Source organism: Otoolea muris (genome assembly GCF_943193115.1).
Lineage (GTDB): Bacteria > Bacillota > Clostridia > Lachnospirales > Lachnospiraceae > Otoolea > Otoolea muris.
The window spans coordinates 22,051-38,698 of the sequence record NZ_CALPCY010000010.1; the positions used below are offsets into that span (position 1 = coordinate 22,051).

15 protein-coding genes are annotated in these 16,648 nt (G+C 53.3%); 2 read left to right on the plus strand and 13 right to left on the minus strand.

What is annotated here, in order from left to right; genetic code table 11:
- Positions 1-143: 143 nt before the first annotated feature.
- Positions 144-710 (plus strand): Uma2 family endonuclease, encoded by a 567-nt coding sequence (locus NFS31_RS08370; RefSeq protein WP_251493414.1) that lies wholly within the window; start codon positions 144-146, stop codon positions 708-710.
- On the opposite strand, the gene nagA is transcribed toward NFS31_RS08370, so the two are convergent.
- From nagA to NFS31_RS08420, 10 genes are all read right to left on the minus strand, one after another.
- Complete coding sequence (nagA, locus tag NFS31_RS08375) at positions 673-1,869, minus strand: N-acetylglucosamine-6-phosphate deacetylase (RefSeq protein WP_251493415.1); 1,197 nt, start codon at positions 1,867-1,869, stop codon at positions 673-675. The genes NFS31_RS08370 and nagA overlap by 38 nt on opposite strands.
- 58 nt (positions 1,870-1,927) lie before the next feature.
- Positions 1,928-2,419 (minus strand): tRNA (cytidine(34)-2'-O)-methyltransferase, encoded by a 492-nt coding sequence (locus NFS31_RS08380; RefSeq protein ID WP_251493416.1) that lies wholly within the window; start codon positions 2,417-2,419, stop codon positions 1,928-1,930.
- A gap of 371 nt (positions 2,420-2,790) precedes the next feature.
- The gene (locus NFS31_RS08385) at positions 2,791-3,957 is read right to left on the minus strand and encodes an aminotransferase class I/II-fold pyridoxal phosphate-dependent enzyme (RefSeq protein ID WP_251493417.1); all 1,167 of its coding nucleotides are present in this window, start codon (positions 3,955-3,957) and stop codon (positions 2,791-2,793) included.
- The gene (locus NFS31_RS08390; protein WP_251493418.1) at positions 3,954-4,436 is read right to left on the minus strand and encodes an Lrp/AsnC family transcriptional regulator; all 483 of its coding nucleotides are present in this window, start codon (positions 4,434-4,436) and stop codon (positions 3,954-3,956) included. The genes NFS31_RS08385 and NFS31_RS08390 overlap by 4 nt, the downstream gene beginning before the upstream one ends.
- A gap of 12 nt (positions 4,437-4,448) precedes the next feature.
- Entirely contained in the window at positions 4,449-5,021 is a 573-nt protein-coding gene (locus tag NFS31_RS08395; protein ID WP_251493419.1) for an AIR synthase family protein, read from the minus strand.
- Positions 5,022-5,034: 13 nt separating this feature from the next.
- Positions 5,035-6,525: a VanW family protein gene (locus tag NFS31_RS08400; RefSeq protein WP_251493420.1), complete on the minus strand. Its 1,491-nt coding sequence runs from the start codon at positions 6,523-6,525 to the stop codon at positions 5,035-5,037.
- 146 nt (positions 6,526-6,671) lie between these two features.
- Positions 6,672-7,394: a 3'-5' exonuclease gene (locus NFS31_RS08405; protein WP_251493421.1), complete on the minus strand. Its 723-nt coding sequence runs from the start codon at positions 7,392-7,394 to the stop codon at positions 6,672-6,674.
- 20 nt (positions 7,395-7,414) lie between these two features.
- Positions 7,415-9,235 carry a B12-binding domain-containing radical SAM protein gene (locus NFS31_RS08410; RefSeq protein WP_251493422.1) on the minus strand — a complete coding sequence of 607 codons (1,821 nt, stop codon included), beginning with the start codon at positions 9,233-9,235 and terminating at the stop codon, positions 7,415-7,417.
- A 30-nt stretch (positions 9,236-9,265) separates the two neighbouring features.
- Positions 9,266-10,333 carry an L-threonylcarbamoyladenylate synthase gene (locus tag NFS31_RS08415; RefSeq protein ID WP_251493423.1) on the minus strand — a complete coding sequence of 356 codons (1,068 nt, stop codon included), beginning with the start codon at positions 10,331-10,333 and terminating at the stop codon, positions 9,266-9,268.
- Between the two features lie 64 nt (positions 10,334-10,397).
- A complete protein-coding gene (locus NFS31_RS08420) occupies positions 10,398-13,793 on the minus strand; it encodes a UvrD-helicase domain-containing protein (RefSeq protein ID WP_251493424.1) in 3,396 nt (1,131 codons plus the stop codon).
- A gap of 452 nt (positions 13,794-14,245) precedes the next feature.
- Between NFS31_RS08420 and NFS31_RS08425 the strand changes: the two genes are divergently transcribed.
- A complete protein-coding gene (locus tag NFS31_RS08425) occupies positions 14,246-14,968 on the plus strand; it encodes a hypothetical protein (protein WP_251493425.1) in 723 nt (240 codons plus the stop codon).
- 190 nt (positions 14,969-15,158) lie between these two features.
- On the opposite strand, the gene NFS31_RS08430 is transcribed toward NFS31_RS08425, so the two are convergent.
- From NFS31_RS08430 to NFS31_RS08440, 3 genes are read right to left on the minus strand one after another with little or no spacing between them, the layout of a single operon-like run.
- Positions 15,159-15,758 carry an N-acetylmuramoyl-L-alanine amidase gene (locus tag NFS31_RS08430; protein WP_251493426.1) on the minus strand — a complete coding sequence of 200 codons (600 nt, stop codon included), beginning with the start codon at positions 15,756-15,758 and terminating at the stop codon, positions 15,159-15,161.
- Between the two features lie 55 nt (positions 15,759-15,813).
- Positions 15,814-16,323 (minus strand): retropepsin-like domain-containing protein, encoded by a 510-nt coding sequence (locus NFS31_RS08435; RefSeq protein WP_251493427.1) that lies wholly within the window; start codon positions 16,321-16,323, stop codon positions 15,814-15,816.
- Positions 16,316-16,603 (minus strand): hypothetical protein, encoded by a 288-nt coding sequence (locus tag NFS31_RS08440; protein ID WP_251493428.1) that lies wholly within the window; start codon positions 16,601-16,603, stop codon positions 16,316-16,318. Before NFS31_RS08440 ends, NFS31_RS08435 begins: the two co-directional genes overlap by 8 nt.
- Positions 16,604-16,648 lie beyond the last annotated feature (45 nt).

Consider the following 16,648-nt stretch of genomic DNA (forward strand, 5'->3'; position numbering starts at 1 on the left):
TGCAGATAAATACCGCTCAAACTTTTCAAGCCCAAGGTCCCATTTTATGCGGGTTTCTGTGATAATGGTTTTATCGGTTATTTCTCTGCAGTTCCTAAGTACATTTTCCTGTTAAAATATCATGACCAGAAAGGAGCTTATGTATGCCTCCAGCATTACAACTGCGGCCGGGAACCATCACTCTGGAACAATACGAGGCTCTGCCGGAGAACCGGAGGGCAGAAGTCTTTGATGATGTTATCTGTGATATGGCCAGCCCGTCGCAGATACATCAGATGCTGTCGATGGAATTGTCGAATATTCTTTACAACTATATCAAACGCAAAAACGGAGGCTGCCAGGTATTCAGCGCTCCGTTTGACGTTAAGCTGTCCGACAAGCCTCTTACGATTGTCCAGCCCGATATTATGATTATCTGTGATAAGGATAAACTGGATGGAAAGCGCTGCAACGGCGCCCCGGATTTTATTATTGAGATCGTTTCTCCCGGCAATCCGTCAGATGATTATATACGCAAGCTCTACTACTACAAAAATGCCGGCGTGCGTGAGTATTGGATCGTTGATTCCCGGAGAAAGATCGTTACTGTAAACGACTTTGAGGGGGATATCGTGAGTGTCCAATATTCATTCGATTCGATTATCAAGGTAAATATCTTTGATGATTTGTATATCAGTTTTTCTGATATTGCCAATCTGCTGGATATTTAGCCGCCGTATATACAATCCGCCCCCGGCAATAGGTCTGTATGACCTCGTAATCATCGGCCAGTATGACGATATCCGCGTCGTACCCGGCGGCCAGCTTTCCCTTTCTCCGATCTTCGCCGAGAAGCCGGGCCGGATTGATTGTGCAGGCATTCAGCGCCGCGTCAAAGGGGATCATCGCCTCTTCCACCAGGAATTTCAGGCCGCGGTTCATGCGCAGCGTGCTTCCGGCCAGCGTGCCGCTGTCTTTTAAGCGGGCCGCGCCGTCCCGGTCTACTTCTATCTCATGCCCGCCCAGCCGGTATATGCCGCCGGGCGGGCAATTTTTTACTCTCAGGGAGTCGGTCACCATGATCGGGAAATCAGGGCCTTTTGCGGCAAAAAAGTGGTAAACCGCCGCCGGATGGGCGTGAAGTCCGTCGCAGATGATCTCTCCGAAAAGATTCCGAAGCCGCAGGGCCGCGCCTAAAAGGCCGGGTTCCCGGTGATGGAAGGGGGACATTCCATTATATACATGGGTTGCGGACAAAGCCCCGTTTGCGGCGGCCAGAAGCGCCTGATCATACGAAGCGCCGGAATGGCCCATGCTGACCGCAACCCCGTTTTGCGCGCAGTATTTTGTCAGCTTCAATCCTTCGTCGTGCTCCGGGGCCAGCGTGATATAGCGGATCATGCCCCGGGCCGCCTGCTGGTAGCGCTCAAACTCTTCCACATCCGCCGGTACGACCGCCTCCGGCGGCTGCGCGCCCCGCCGCTCCATATCGAGATACGGCCCTTCCAGGTGGATTCCCAGAATCTCGGCCCCCTCATATCCGGCTTCCGTCACGTCCGCGACATTCTTTACGGATGCGGTTAAAACAGGGGGCAGATCCGAAACCGTAGTCGGAAGGAATGACGCGACCCCTTCCTCCGGGAGCCTCCCGGCCCACTTCCTAAGGCCCTCCGGATCGGCGTCATTTGTGTCAAAGCCATATGCGCCGTGGGTGTGGATGTCCATAAAACCGGGGAGAATCCGGTTGTCTTTGTAATCGATATCCGGATCGCGCAAGGCGTATGGGTATACGCCATCGATCCGCCCGTCTTTTATCTCAAGCTGGAGCGGGGAAAACTGCCCTGCCAGCCATACGCGCCTGCTTTGAATAAGTGTGCTTGTCTCAGACATTTTATGACCTCCTTTGGAGATTTCCGAAGCATCAAATGAACAAAATGAAGATATATCGTCATGTCCACCCCATCCGGTGCAGCTCCCCTTCCATCGTCATACGCTCAAATCCATTCTGCCGCAAAGCCTCATACAGAATCACCGCCACCGAATTTGAAAGATTCAGCGACCGCGTTTCCCCCCACATGGGAATCCGCATGCAATTCTCCCTGTTCTCTACCAGCATCTCCTCGGGAATCCCCCTGCTCTCCGGCCCGAACATAATATAGCAGTCCGGTTCATAAGAAATATCCGTATAAACCCGTTTCGCCTTCGTCGTAGCCATATAAATCTTCGCGCCCGGATTCCGTTCCAGAAAATCCTCATAATCACTGTAAACCGTCACGTCCAGACGCGGCCAGTAGTCCAGCCCCGCCCGCTTCACTTCCTTATCGCCCAGCCGGAACCCCAGCGGTTCGATCAAATGCAGCCGCGTATTCGTCGCCACGCACGTTCTCCCTATATTTCCGGTATTCATTGGCATCTCCGGCTCATATAACACAATATTCATCTCACTCACCCTCAACAAAGGAACCGCCGCGAAAAATCCCGCGCGCCCTGCCCACCTTATTCCACAGCATCCCCTACCCAGGCAGGGATACGTTCCTTCCTCTGCGCCCAAAATCAGGAAAGTCCTTCACCCCGCGGCAAAGGACATCAATCCCCAGTACAGCATATTAATTTACAGTCCCTTACAGCCAGCAATCACGCAGCCATGGAGCGGCCATATATCCAGCAAAAACCCGTAGAAAACCGCCGGTACTTAGCGAGGTCTTTAAAGGGCTTAGTACCGCTGCGCTTTTCTCCGAGCGGAAGCGGGGTTTCTGCTGGATATATGGCCGCTCCATGGCGTCCCCCCAGCGTCATCCCCCAACCTGCAAACTATTTCCCATCCAACTTATCCACAAACCGCCTGATCCGCCCAATCGCCTTCTTCAGATCCTCCAGCGAATACGCATACGACACTCTCAGATACCCTTCCCCGCTGTCCCCAAACGCCGTTCCGGGAACAATGGCGATCTTCTCCTCCCTAAGCAGCCGGTTCGCAAATTCATCCGACGTCATTCCAAACCGTTTGATACACGGGAACATATAAAACGCCCCATAAGGCTCAAAGCAGTCCATTCCCAGCTCTCTGAACGCGCCCAAAAGGTATCTCCTGCGCTCGTCGTAGGCTTCCTTCATCCTGGCGATATCCTCGTCGCCGTTTCGCAGCGCCTCAATGGCCGCATACTGGCTCGTCGTGGGCGCGCACATGATCGCATACTGGTGAATCTTTAACATCTGCTTCAAGATGACCGCCGGCGCCGCCGTATATCCCAGCCTCCAGCCTGTCATGGCATAGGCTTTGGAAAATCCGTTGATCAGGACAGTCCTCTCCTTCATGCCCGGTATCGAAGCGATGGACACATGCTCTCCCTTGTATGTAAGCTCCGCATAAATCTCATCGCTTAAGACAAAGAGATCCTTTTCCTCAATCACCTCTGCGATCGCCTCCAGATCCGCTCTTTCCATGACCGCTCCTGTCGGGTTATTGGGGAACGGGAGGATCAAAACCTTTGTCCTGGGCGTAATTTTCTCCAGAAGCTTTTCCTTTGTCAGGCGGAACTCGTCCTTTTCCTCCAGCTCAATGATCACCGGCGTTCCTCCGGCGAGAAGCGTGCAGGGAACATAAGACACATAGCTGGGCTGCGGGATCAGCACCTCGTCTCCGGGGTTCAGCATGGCGCGCAGGGCGATATCTATGGCCTCGCTTCCGCCCACGGTCACCATAATCTCTGTGTTATAATCATATTCCAGGGACATGCGCCTCTTTAAATACCTGCTGATCTCGATCTTCAGATCCTTTAAGCCCGCATTGGATGTGTAGAAGGTGCGCCCCTTTTCCAGGGAATAGATGCCTTCCTCGCGGATATGCCACGGCGTGTCAAAGTCCGGCTCGCCCACGCCGAGAGAGATGGCGCCCTTCATTTCGCTCACAACGTCAAAAAATTTGCGGATTCCTGACGGCTGAATCTTTACTATTGTATCTGATAATGGGTTTCTCACGGAACAATCAACATCCTTTCATCCTGGGGGCCCTCGCAAAGCACAGTGCCGTGGTCTTTATATTTCTTTAATACAAAATGCGTGGCTGTGCTGAGCACGGAGTCTATGGTGGACAGCTTTTCCGCCACGAACTGCGCGACTGCGCGCATGGTCTTTGCCTCCAGCATGACGGTAAAATCATAGCCGCCTGACATCAGGTAAACGGCCTTCACCTCGCTGTACTGATAGATGCGCTCTGCAATCTTGTCAAAGCCCATATCCCTCTGCGGCGTTACCTTTACCTCGATCAGGGCAATCACCTTTTCCTCATCCGTATTGTCCCAGTTGATCAGGGTGTGATAGCCGCAAATGATATGCTCGCTCTCCATTCCAGCGATCTCCGCCGCCACGGCCGCCTCATTCTCCCCCAGTAAATCCGCCAGCTCCTTAACGCTGATTTTGCTGTTTTTTTCAATCACCGCTAAAATTCGTTCCCTCATACCCTGCCTCCTTCATATCTGCTGCTTATCGATCTTATACAATTCATCGGGCTTTGGCCGATCCAGAAAGCTATGTGTCTCACCGTTTATGATCTGCCGGCCGACGCCGCCCGTTATCCATCCGGCCACACTCGCGCGTATCCCTTCCCGCTCCAGCTTCCTGGCCAGCGCTCCCCCGTTGTCCGCTGTGAACAGCAGGCAGCCGCCGGTGTGCAGGCGGTATGGATTCACATCAAATACCTCGCACACCTCGATGGTCTCCTGTAAAACCGTGAGCTTTTTCAGGTCAATCTCAAAGCCCAGGCCAAAATGGCTTAAATAATCCCACAGAGCCGCCATGATGCCGCCCTCTCCGGGGCTGCACCATGAGGCTGCGCCGAAGCATTCCGGGGAGCATGAAAGCCGCCTGGATCCATATATCTCCTGACACCGCCGGATAAACCGGGGCGTAAACCGCTCCTTAAGCCTCTCCTCTCCCACAGACGCCAGCCTGGACGTCCCCCAGAGGGCGATGCAGCCTGCCAGCACCAGATCCTGGCCCGCCTGCATCTGCCCAAAGGCGGGGATACATGCGTTTCTCACCACTGCAATACCTCCGCTACGCGGCCGGCACATCACCGGAAACACCGGCCGGGCCGGCTGGCCCGGCTGGGCCGGACGGCTGCGGCTGCGCTTCAGGCTGCGCCGGCTGCACGGGCTCTGCAGGCTGCGGCTGCTCCGCCGGGACGGCGGGCGCGGGCGGGGCTGCGGCCGGGAGATCCGGCCCCACGCGGTAAATCGCCTTGGAAGCCATATAGCTGTCTGTGTGAAGGATCTCCTTCTCCGTCTCCACGCCGTCTATATACACATATTTCCACAGACGGGATCTGAGTCCTCTGTGCGCGGACTGCACCCGCACCTTCGCTCCCGGAGCGAGGGACGGATCCACTCTTGTCGTGGGCGCGCCCGGATCCGTGACGCCCAGCGTCTCTGATACAAATTTAATCTCGCGGTTGGCCGGCCTTGTTTCCTTTCCGAATATGGTAAACGTAAGCGTGCCTCCGTTTACGCCTCCTTCGATGTAGATCGGCGTCTCGTAGGGATTCTTAAATTTCAGATCCTTTACTGTGCCCGCAATCGCCGAATCCTGCGAAGGCTTTACATAGCCCACCACCATGGAATGATTCTGCCGCTGCGTGATCTCCATCTCGGAAAGCAGGGCCGCATTGTAAAGCGTGGTGCAGAGCTGGCACGCCCCGCCTCCCACGGTGTCAACCACCTGGCCGTTGGCGTACGAGCCGGCGGAGGCATATCCGTTCTCAATCGTAAACGGCGTCAGAGTGACATAGGCGGAAAATTCCTCGCCCGGCATGAGAATACAGCCGTTGACCTTGGAAGCGCCGTTTCTTAAATTTTTGGAGCGCGAGGCGTTGCCTGTGCTGAAGTTCGTGCTGAAGGTTCCCAGCACATCCTGAATCTGGGCGAGCTGCTCGCCCGTCCTCGCGGGCTGCGTCTCCGTGACGACTGCCTCCAGGCGGATCGGTTCCGTAATCCCTCCCCTGACAGCCTCATTCAGACGCTCCTTCGTGGCCTCCACATCCACCTCGATTCCGGTCACGGAATCGGTGAGCTGAAACACCCCGTTTTCTCTGGTAAGCACCGCGTCCTGCGCCGGCCGCACAAAGCTCTGGCACTGGTTTTCGACAAATTCCGCCACCTTCGCCGAATCTACGGCCGTCTCGATATCCAGCGCTACCGGCTCCTTTTCCAGGCTCTTCATATTTACATAGCGGTCCAGAAGATTCCCGCCCGCATAGCGGTCAATCGCTTCCTGAACCTCTGCCTCATTGCTCCAGGCAAAGCCCAGCCCGCCCGCGGTGGTTTTGACCTCATTTCCGTCAACCGTAAGGCTTATCTCCTGGCCGGACATCTCCTCCACGTATGCCTGAATCTTCTCACCCGCTTCCTCTCCGGTCATCCCGGCCAGATCAAACTCCCCTGCCGTCATTCCTGCGGGGATCGTGCCGGCCTGCGCGCTCGGCGCGATGAGCGCATATCCGCCGGTCAGCGCGCAGGCTGCTGCCGCGGCAATCAAAATCTTCTTTTTCATAAACCTGTCCCCTGTCCAAATGTCATATTTACATTAATAAGCTGGGAAGCACCATTCCGCCCACCATGGCCAGAACAATCACAATAATAATGACTGCTGAAATCGTTTTTCTCCTTTTTTCATTATTAAAATTGAACATATCCTTATCACCTCTCTGCCGCTCTTCCACATTGTGAAACGATTTTATCAATCATGCGCGAGACTTCGTTTCTCGTAAGCCCGTCAATCTGCGCAGATAGATTTATTTTATGATATTTTATCAAATCCCGCAAGACTTCTTTTTGCTTTTTTGTCGCCGGCTGACGCCTTTTCACATGGTAATTTAAAGGCTTTGCCATAAATGCTTCCGGTTTTTCCTCAAAATGGCGTTTTAAAAGCGTCTGATACAAAAAATGTGCAGAAAACGCATCCGCCAGGGCCCTGTGGGCGGCCTGCGGCCCGATGCCGTAATATTGGCAGGCGGAACCCAGATTTTTCTTCTCATCCGGCGGCATGAACCGGCGGCACAGAGCCAGCGTGTCGATCCCGTCCCGCTCAAAGCACATCCCCTGATCGACCGCCGCCTGTTTGAGGAAACGATAATCAAAGGCAATGTTGTGCCCCAAAATCGGGAGCCCTTCCGTAAAAGCAGAAAGCCCTTCCATGGCTTCCCGGATCCCCGGCGCGCCCTCCAGCATGCGGTCCGTGATATTCGTCAGCTCCTGCACCCGGGCCTCAAGCTCCCTGCCCGGGCTCACAAGAGTGGAAAACGTCCCGGTTACAACACCATGTTCGACACGGATCGCGCCAATTTCAATGATGCGGTCGCTTTTCACATCAAGCCCTGTCATTTCCAGATCCAGAGCCGTATACATGTTTCTCTCTCTCATTTGCAAAGCCTCTTCCAACCTCATACCTGCTTTCCCATGCCCTCAAAATATGTCACGGCCGCGTTTCCGAAACGCGCGTCTCTGTTTTTATAGTCAAATAACAGCGCTGCCCCGTCTCCTAAGATCTCCATATGCGCCATTTTTATGATCTGGCGCGCCGTATATCCCTCATAACCCGCAAGATAGCGCGGCGATTCGGCTTCCTTCTTAAAAAAGGCGCGGACAATCTCCTTATACGGCGTCTGATCCCTTAAAAAGGACGGACGGCTTTTTACATTTTCCCGCAAATACAGATCTTCTGCCAGCCGATCCCGGTACTCCTCTCTCCTGTGGGAATCGGTAACATGCGCTCCGATAAAGCGAAATAGTATCTCATATCTCGCCAGACGGCTGTGACTGACTCCGCTCAGCCCTTCTCTCTCATACCAGGCGGACAGGGATTCATACATGGAGAACGGATCCTCAAATTCCCCGGAAAGAGCGCGCATGGTATTCTCAAACTGACCGCTGTTGTAATAGACCTCCAGCATTTCCTCCACGCCCTTTAACAGCAGCACATCCCCGTAATCCAGCCACCGCGTGGCCAGAACCTCATACGGGGGACGAAAGCAGAAGACAAGGCCGTAGCGGGACGCCCTCTCCTCCATGGCGGAACCCTTTAAAACCTTTAAAAAGCCGAGCTGAAGCTGCTCCGGCTGCATGCGGTACACATCATTAAAGGACTTCTTAAACCGTTCGAGGTCTTCAAAGGGAAGGCCCGCGATCAGATCCAGGTGCTGATGGATATTTTGAAACGTATGGATAGAGGATACATTCTCCGCAAGCCTTTTGAGATCCGTCCGCCTCCTGATTTCCCGGATCGTGTCCGGATTCGTGGTCTGCACGCCGATCTCGAGCTGGATTAAGCCCGGCCGCATTTCACGCAGCACGGACAGCATTTCATTATCCAGCAGATCCGCCGCGATCTCAAAATGGAAATTCGTGATCCCATTATCATTCTCTGAGATAAACCGCCAGATTGCGAGAGCATGGCTCTTTTTGCAGTTAAAGGTGCGATCCACAAATTTCACCTGCGAAACACGGTGATTTAAAAAGAAGGACAGCTCCTCTTTTACAAGGGAAATGCTCCTGAAGCGCACAGACTTATCTATAGAAGAAAGACAGTAGCTGCAGGAAAACGGGCAGCCGCGGCTGCTCTCATAATAGAGTATCCGGTTTTCAAATCCCTCCAGGCTCTCATACGGAAACGGAAGCTCATCCAGGTTCAGAAGCGGCGCGGGGCCGTTTACTGTGATGTTTCCCTCCCCGTCCCGCCAGGCAATGCCGGGGATATCTGATAAACGAGGGGAGAGCCGGATCGGTTTTTCCCCCTGCTCCGTCCCTGCGCCGTCTTTGCCGGCCTCTCCTCCTGATTTCCCCGCGTCATTCCCTCTTTCCGCCGCCAGAAGGCCGGCAAACGCGCCCTCGCCCTCTCCCAGCATGACGAGCTCCGCTTCCGGAAGCGTCTCCAGAACCTCCCGTGAATTGTACGATACCTCCGGCCCTCCCAGCCAGATCCGGGTTTTGGGCAGCACCTTTTTCAGATCCCGCACAAGCGACTTTATATAAACTATGTTCCATATATAGCATGAAAATCCCACCACATCCGGCCTGCGCCTGTAGATGTCCTGTAAGATGCTCTCCTCTGTCTGATTGATGGTATACTCCCCCAATTCAATCCGGATTGCAGGGCGCCGTGCATCCCTCTGCTTCAGGCTTTCCTCTGCATACCGCTTAAGGCTGTAAATTCCCAGATTCGAGTGAATATATTTTGCATTGACTGCCGCTAATAAAACCTTCATGACGCCTCTTTTCCTGATTCACCGTTCCTACTAAACCTTTAAAACGCGGTATCCCGCCGCTTTGTTCAGACGGTTCATAATCGCCTGTCCCAGCCGCTCGTCGGAAAATTTTTCGGAATAGATATAGTCCGCCCCCAGATCGTCAAACTCCCGCAAAAGCGCGTAAAGATTGCGGGCTACTGACCTCTCGTCCGAGCGCGCGCCGATGCTGCGCACAAGGCCGCGCGGATAGCTCTCCTTTGTCTCGTCCGTACAGATCACGCCCACCGTGTATCCCTGTTTCTGCCGCTCGTCAACCAGCTCCCGGATACGGCTCGCCACCGCGGCGCTCCCGCCTTCCACCAGCGTCATCTCAGCCCGCGGCGCGTAGTGGCGGTATTTCATCCCCGGGGCCCTGGGGCGCGCGTCCGCTCCCACAGGGCCCAGGATAGCCGGATCGATGCGCACCTCTCCCAATAACTCCCGCAGCATTTCCATCGTAATTGCCCCCGGCCTCAGAAGGACCGGGATCTCCTCTGTCACATCCACGATCGTAGATTCCAGCCCGATCCCCACAGGGCCGCCGTCTAATATCAAATCTATCCGTCCGTCCAGGTCCTGACGCACATGCTCGGCCCGCGTCGGGCTCGGACGGCCTGAGAGGTTGGCGCTGGGGGCCGCCACCGGAACGCCGGACAGCCGGATCAGCTCAGCCGCCGCCGGATCGGACGGCATGCGCACCGCCACTGTCTTAAGCCCTCCTGTCGTCCCGTACGGAACCCGCCCGCTCTTCTCAAATATAAGCGTGACCGGCCCCGGCCAGAAGGTTTCAGCCAGACGCCGCCCGGCCTCCGGAAAACGGGCGATCAGAGGTTCAAGCTCCTCGAGGGAAGAAATATGCGCGATCAGAGGATTGTCCGAGGGACGCCCCTTTGCCTCATAAATCTTTGCCGCGGCCCTCTCATCCAGCGCGTTGGCGCCCAGCCCATACACCGTTTCCGTGGGAAATGCCACCAGGCCGCCGCCCCTGATGATGTCTGCCGCCCCGCGCAGATGTTTCCTGTCCTCCTGCGTAAAATGTCCCGAATCCGATATTTTCCATATCTCTGTCTTTACCATAATCCTGCCCTTCGCTCTTACTCCTCTTCGCATCTGACTGTTTCGTGAGCCTTACTGCCTATCCTCACTGCTTCATCCAGTCAAACAGGCTGAGCTGGCGCATGCCGCTCTCCTGCGTCCGTATCCTGGCCTGCTCCCGGGGCGCCGTCTCCTCCGGCACATCTGCCAGAAACGGCGTCTCCTCGCCTGCGCAGGTCATAATCAGTTCCTCCCTGGCCCTTGTCATGCCGACATAGAATAAACGCCTCTCCTCCGAAATGTCAGCCGCGCCGCGTCCGGCATGGCCGCCGTATTCCAGCGGGACAAGCCCTTTTCCCGCGCCGTTTATGAACACCACCGGATACTCCAGCCCTTTTGAGCCGTGAAGCGTCATCAGCGTCACAGCGTCCGCTGTCCATGTCTTCCCGCCGCACCGCTTTAGGTCGCTCTCCCGTCCAAAGGCGATACAGTCTACCAGCTCTTCCATATTTTTATGCAGAAGAGCCATGGAACAGAGCCGTTCCATGGCCGGATCCTCCAAAAGGCCGGTTTCCTCCATCCATGCATGCAGGATCCCGGACGGACGGCCCCGCCTGCACACACGCCCAAACCTCTCTGCCAATTCCTGATATCGTTCATCTGTTCCGGGCCGGGTTTCGCCTTCCTCACCGCCCGTTTCCCGGCTTCCAAACATCTTTCGGAAGCTGCGTCTTGAAAGCCAGGCCGCAGTCCCATCCTCCGGCCTTAAGAGGCTTCGGAAAAAGCTCAGCGTCCCCCGGACCGACGGATCGTCGAGATAATCCTCACGCCCGGCCACAATATATGGAATCCCCTCTTTTTTCAGGCACATCTCCAACAAAGCTGACTGCCTGTGCGTGCGGTAAAGAACCGCAATCTCGGCGAAGCTTCGCACCGCGCGTCCCTCCTGCCTGTAGAAACCGCCCTGCGCGTCCAGCATATCCATCCCGCCCACCAGCCGGTTAATCTCCTTCGCTGTAAAAATCGCCTCCTCGCGCTCTCCAAGAGCCTTCAAAAGCCTGGCCTTCGGCCCGGGACCTAAGACCGCCTCCAGAGCGCCCCCCTTATCCATCACGGTCTGCGCGGCTGTCAGGATCTGCGGCGTGGAGCGGTAATTTTTCTTTAAACGGATGATCTGCGCGTCTTTCTCCTGAAAACGGAGAAAGCTCTCTGCATCAGCCCCGCGGAAGCCATAGATCGCCTGATCCGGATCCCCGATGACGAACAGCTCCTTTCCGCCCCGGCTCCACTCTTCAATCAGACGGTACTGCAGGGGGCTGGTATCCTGAAATTCATCTGCCAAAAGATAGTGAAAGCCCTTCAGAAAACGGCATACGACCGGATCCTCCCGGTTCTCAGACAGCGAAAGCGCTTTTAGCAGCAGATCGTCAAAATCCAGCGCCTTAAGCCCGGAAAGGCGCGATGCGTAGTCCGCGGCCGCCTCCTCAAAAAGCGCGTCGGCCGGTTCCTGCCGCAAATCCTGCGTCTTCTGCTCCGGTTCCCGGGGCGCAGATGGCGTCTGCAGCCCGCCGGGATCCGAAACAGCCGTTTTCCTTTCTGAAATTTTCGCCAAAAATCTTTTCGGCTTAAGCTTTAAACCTGTTTTGGCAAGCGTCTCCTCCGCCAGCTCCAGCGCCAGGGCGCGATCCGCCAGAAGGAAGTCTCCCTCCGCCTGCCGCAGCAGATCATAACAGATCGAATGGAATGTGCCGATCCGCAGCCGCCTTGCCGCCTGTCTGCCCCCGAGCTGTTCCTCCAGACGCTTCTTTAACTCCTGCGCCGCCTGGTTGGTAAACGTAACCGCCGTTATCTCCGACGGCCTCACGCGGCGTTCCTCCAATAAATATAAGATACGGGAAACCAGTGTTTTCGTCTTCCCCGTCCCCGGGCCCGCTGTCACAGCAATCCGCGGATTCAGGGAGCGGACCGCCTCAAGCTGCTCCTCATTCAGGCGATCCGGCGCTTCCGGTATGGCCGCCGCCCCCGGCCCGCCTGTTATATCCTGCCCGCCAGCTATGTCCGGATTTCCTGCTATATCTGGATTCCCCGATATATCGCAATTCCCTGCTAAATCCGGATTCCCCGATATATCGCAATTCCCTGCTAAATCCGGATTCCCTGATATATACGCCTTCTCCCCCTCGTTTTCCGCCTTCCTTTCCGGTTCCGCCGCCGCCGCGCTCTCCATCAGGCTGGAGAACAGGCTCATCTGCCCGTCCATGGCATCCAGCTCCGTCGGCTCAAAAAGCCGGATGATCCCATATTCTCCGTCAAAACCGGGGCTGCGCTTTACCTCCCCGGCCCTGAGCCGGCGGATTCCCTCCGCGATAAAATATCCGCCCTTTTTTCGTATATCTTCCAGAGGCAGTTCCCTTAATATCGAAAACTCGCTTCCCAGATCCCTTAAAAGAGCCTCATACTGACGCTGCGCCTTTCTGCTGGCCGCAGAGACGCCCATGCATGAGGCGATTACCTCGGGCAGAGGCGCAAGGCTTTCAAACGGCCTGGCTCCCGCAGGGGTAAAGCCCTCGTCCCGGTCCGCCATCTGCGAGATCCGGTGCGATACCCCGAGCGTCAGCTTTTTCCCGCAGACCGGGCAGATGCCATCGCAGCGGGCCGCCTCCCTTGGGCTTAAGCAGACATGGCATTTGCGGTGGCCGTCAAAGTGATACTTTCCCTCTTCCGGAAAGAATTCGATGGTTCCCTTAAGGCCCTTTCCCTCCTGCACCGCCCCGTAAAGCCCCGCGTAAGACATCTCCGTTTCCAGAAGATTGGCCTCCCTTCCCAATTTAGACGGAGAATGCGCATCCGAATTGGAAATGAGCTGGAAACGGTCCAGGGCGGAGAGCTGCCAGTTCATCGGCGGATCCGAAGAAAGCCCTGTCTCCACGGCGTGAATACAGGGCGTCAGATCCTCAAAGCATTCTTCAACCGATTCAAATTTGGAAAATGCCCCGAACATGGAAAAATGAGGCGTCCAGATATGCGCCGGAATAAAGATCGCCTCCCGGCACACCTCCAGCGTAATTTCCAGCAGATCCCGGCAGTCAAGGCCAAGGATCGGGCGGCCGTCTGAGTGGATATTGCCGATCGCCTCCAGCTTTTTCGAGAGCGCCTCCGCCTCCTCAAGGCCCGGGAGGAGAATGACATTGTGAACCTTCCGCACCTGCCCGTTTTTCTTGTAAATGGAGCTGATCTCGCCGGAAATCACAAACCGGGGATTACGCCTCCCGCCGGAAAGCGGATCGGAAAGGCGGAGGCCGTCTTTCAGCCTGTACAGCCCTTCCTCTGCCGGTACGAGCTTTTCCTTTAGCTCCCGCCGCCAGGCGGGATGGGTAAAGTCGCCTGTCCCCAGCAGATCGATCCCTTTGCGCCTGGCCCAGAGATCCAGGGATTCCGGGACGCAGTCTTTGCTGGTGGCTCTGGAATATTTGGAGTGGATATGTAAATCTGCAATATACATGAGTATTCACCTTTATTTGTCTGTTGAGCGGGATGGAGCCGCTTTGGTTGGTTGGGTTGTTTTTCTGATGTTTGTCAGGATGGGATTATTATAGCCCGGTTTTCTGAAGGTTGCAAGGTTGAAATTGGCGGGGGATAGTAACAGCCAAGGAGAGATATGGAACCTCCTCCTGGCTACGTTTTTTGCAGGCGTTGAATTGGGTGAGTAATGCTGTAATTGGTGCAATATTCTAAATTGTACATTATTTTATTTATTAATGTTAAAAATATCTTGATTCAATCAAAAACACATTAATAAACTATTCGTGGTATAATTTTTCAGTATTGATTTTACTATGAAAAATGCTATAATTTAAACATTGACAAATATGCTTTGTCATACATTTTTTTCCGATTATCGTTTGCCCCAAAATTTATAATCCATTTAAAAATACACTTACGGAGGGAATGTTTATGAAAAATCTGTTTATAGCTGCCGCTTTATACTTTTTTATGTTTTATCCAACAATAAGATGCTATGCAAAACCAACCGCTGTAATGAGCCCTCAAAAGCTATATCAAACATCATATATACCGGAAAATAAAGAGGAAAAATCTGTTGAAATCAATAATCAGTATAATGAATTGATTGAGGCCGCAAGAGATTGCATCATAAAAAATGACGGAGAAGCACCAGCAAATTATGACTTTAGCAGCGTCATTTACAGGAGTAAATATGATCATTATGAAACTTTGGGATATTGGGTGGCAGATATAGATGGAAATGGCATAAACGAACTGATTTTTGGGGGATACGGGGCAAATCCTGATAGTTCGGGCAATAGCATTATCTATGATGTTTACACGATATCGGACGGGGAACTGATTCATGTATTAGATGGATGGGAAAGGAACAGATTCTATCTCTGTGAAAATGGGATGATAGCAAATGAGGGATCCGGCGGAGCTTCTAACTCATCCTATTCTTACTTTGTCTTTGACGGCTCAAAGCTTCAGTTGGCGGAGTCGGTCATCTATGACGGGGCGAAGGATCCGGAAAATCCATGGTTTCATTCAACGGTATCTCAATATGACGCTGAAAATGCAGCGCCGATAAGCGAGGAAGCCGCGACCAAACTTATGGAAAAATATGTTTATACAAATCCGCCGTTTACTCCATTTGCAGCAGATAAATAGATACTGATGCAGCGCTGCAGAGCAGCGGGGTATTTGACCCTCGCGGCAGTCGCCAAATGTGCATGCAAGCATGCCCACTTGGCTCGTTGCCCGCGGGAATAAAAGGATGCTGTTAAAAGTCGAAATCAATTGCTTTTTCCAGTGTTGACATGGACACTCCCCGTTCCATAGCACAACTCCAAAACTTCTTTTACCTGCTGTTTAAATACTCCATAATCCCCATATGTATCGTCCACGCCAGGCGATCCTGATACTCCGGCGAATTGAGCATTTTGGCTTCCTCCCAGTTGCTTAAGAATCCGCACTCCACAATCACAATGGGGCATTTTACATGTAAAAGAAGGTAATAATTATCATTTGCCTTGACCTGCCTTCGGTTTCCCTTTCCAAGGACGTAATCGAAGCGCTCCTGTATAAGCTCCGCCAGCCGTTTTCCTTTTTCCGATCCCTTATAGTAGAAGACTTGGCCTCCGGATACGGATTCCTCATGGTAGCTGTTCTGATGGATACTGACCACAATCTCCGGCTTTGCGGCCTCGATTATCTGGCACCGCTTTTTCATATCTGCCGCCTTTTTGCTGTGATCTTTTTCCGTGTAGAGCCCTCTATCGTCCTCCCTGGTGAGTATCACCTCCACATCGGATTGTTCGAGATACTCTTTTAGCTTCAGCGTGATTGCCAGGTTGATATCCTTTTCCAGGCTCTTATCCACCCCCACTTTTCCCGGGTCATTGCCTCCATGTCCGGGAGGCGGGAACAGACCAAAAGAGATAAGGATTCTTCTGGACAAGGATAGAGCGCCCATACCAGGGAACTACCCCGTAAAATTTTTATCAAACTGGCAATTATAAACAGAGCCTTAGTTCATCCATAAATAATCTGGTTGCATCAATCGCATCTTCAAAATCCTTATGCCTTTTTTGATAACAGTCCATATTAATATCACAGAGGATATGGCCTAAAGGCTCATGGGTAAAACTGCAGCATGAGATCACATCATCGCCAAGCAATGCCGTGAATTCCAGTACATTAGGCAGAAAATAAAAATAAAAATTTTCAAAGAAAGTTCCGGCAACCCTCACGCTTTTGATGCAAGCCTTATACCCATCAGTACCATGTCCAAAAGCAGAATTTAGCTTCACTGAATCTGCACCGCTAAATTTTATTTCTGCTCCTCTGCACAGTTCAATGGTCTGCGTATTCAGCAATGCACCTAAAGACAGCACGGTAGCCGCTGCGCCTGTATCAAATTTGAATACAATGTGCTGACGAAACAGCTTATATTCCTTGTTTGCCGTCAATGCCACATTTACAGAAAATGAACGTCTGCTTTCACTGTACAATGCTCTAATCAATATAGGCTACCTCCTGCTGGCATCCAGAGCCATACAGCACTCTCAATCCCTCATTTTTAAGTTCTGACAGAAATACATCGGAATATAAGCGGTTATTATACTCTCTGCTTCTGGCATAGCAGCGGACATAGATCCACTCATCACACCCATCGTCAATCAGCTCTTCTCTATCTAAAACCAGGCTGTCGCACAACTCATGTTCTAATACCCAGGACACTAATGTTGTTTTAAAAGGTTTATCAAAATAAATAATTCCATTCTTTTCATGCGTTTTTGGCATAGCTGTATCACGCTCCTCTCCAACAGATCATCTTAAATGACATTT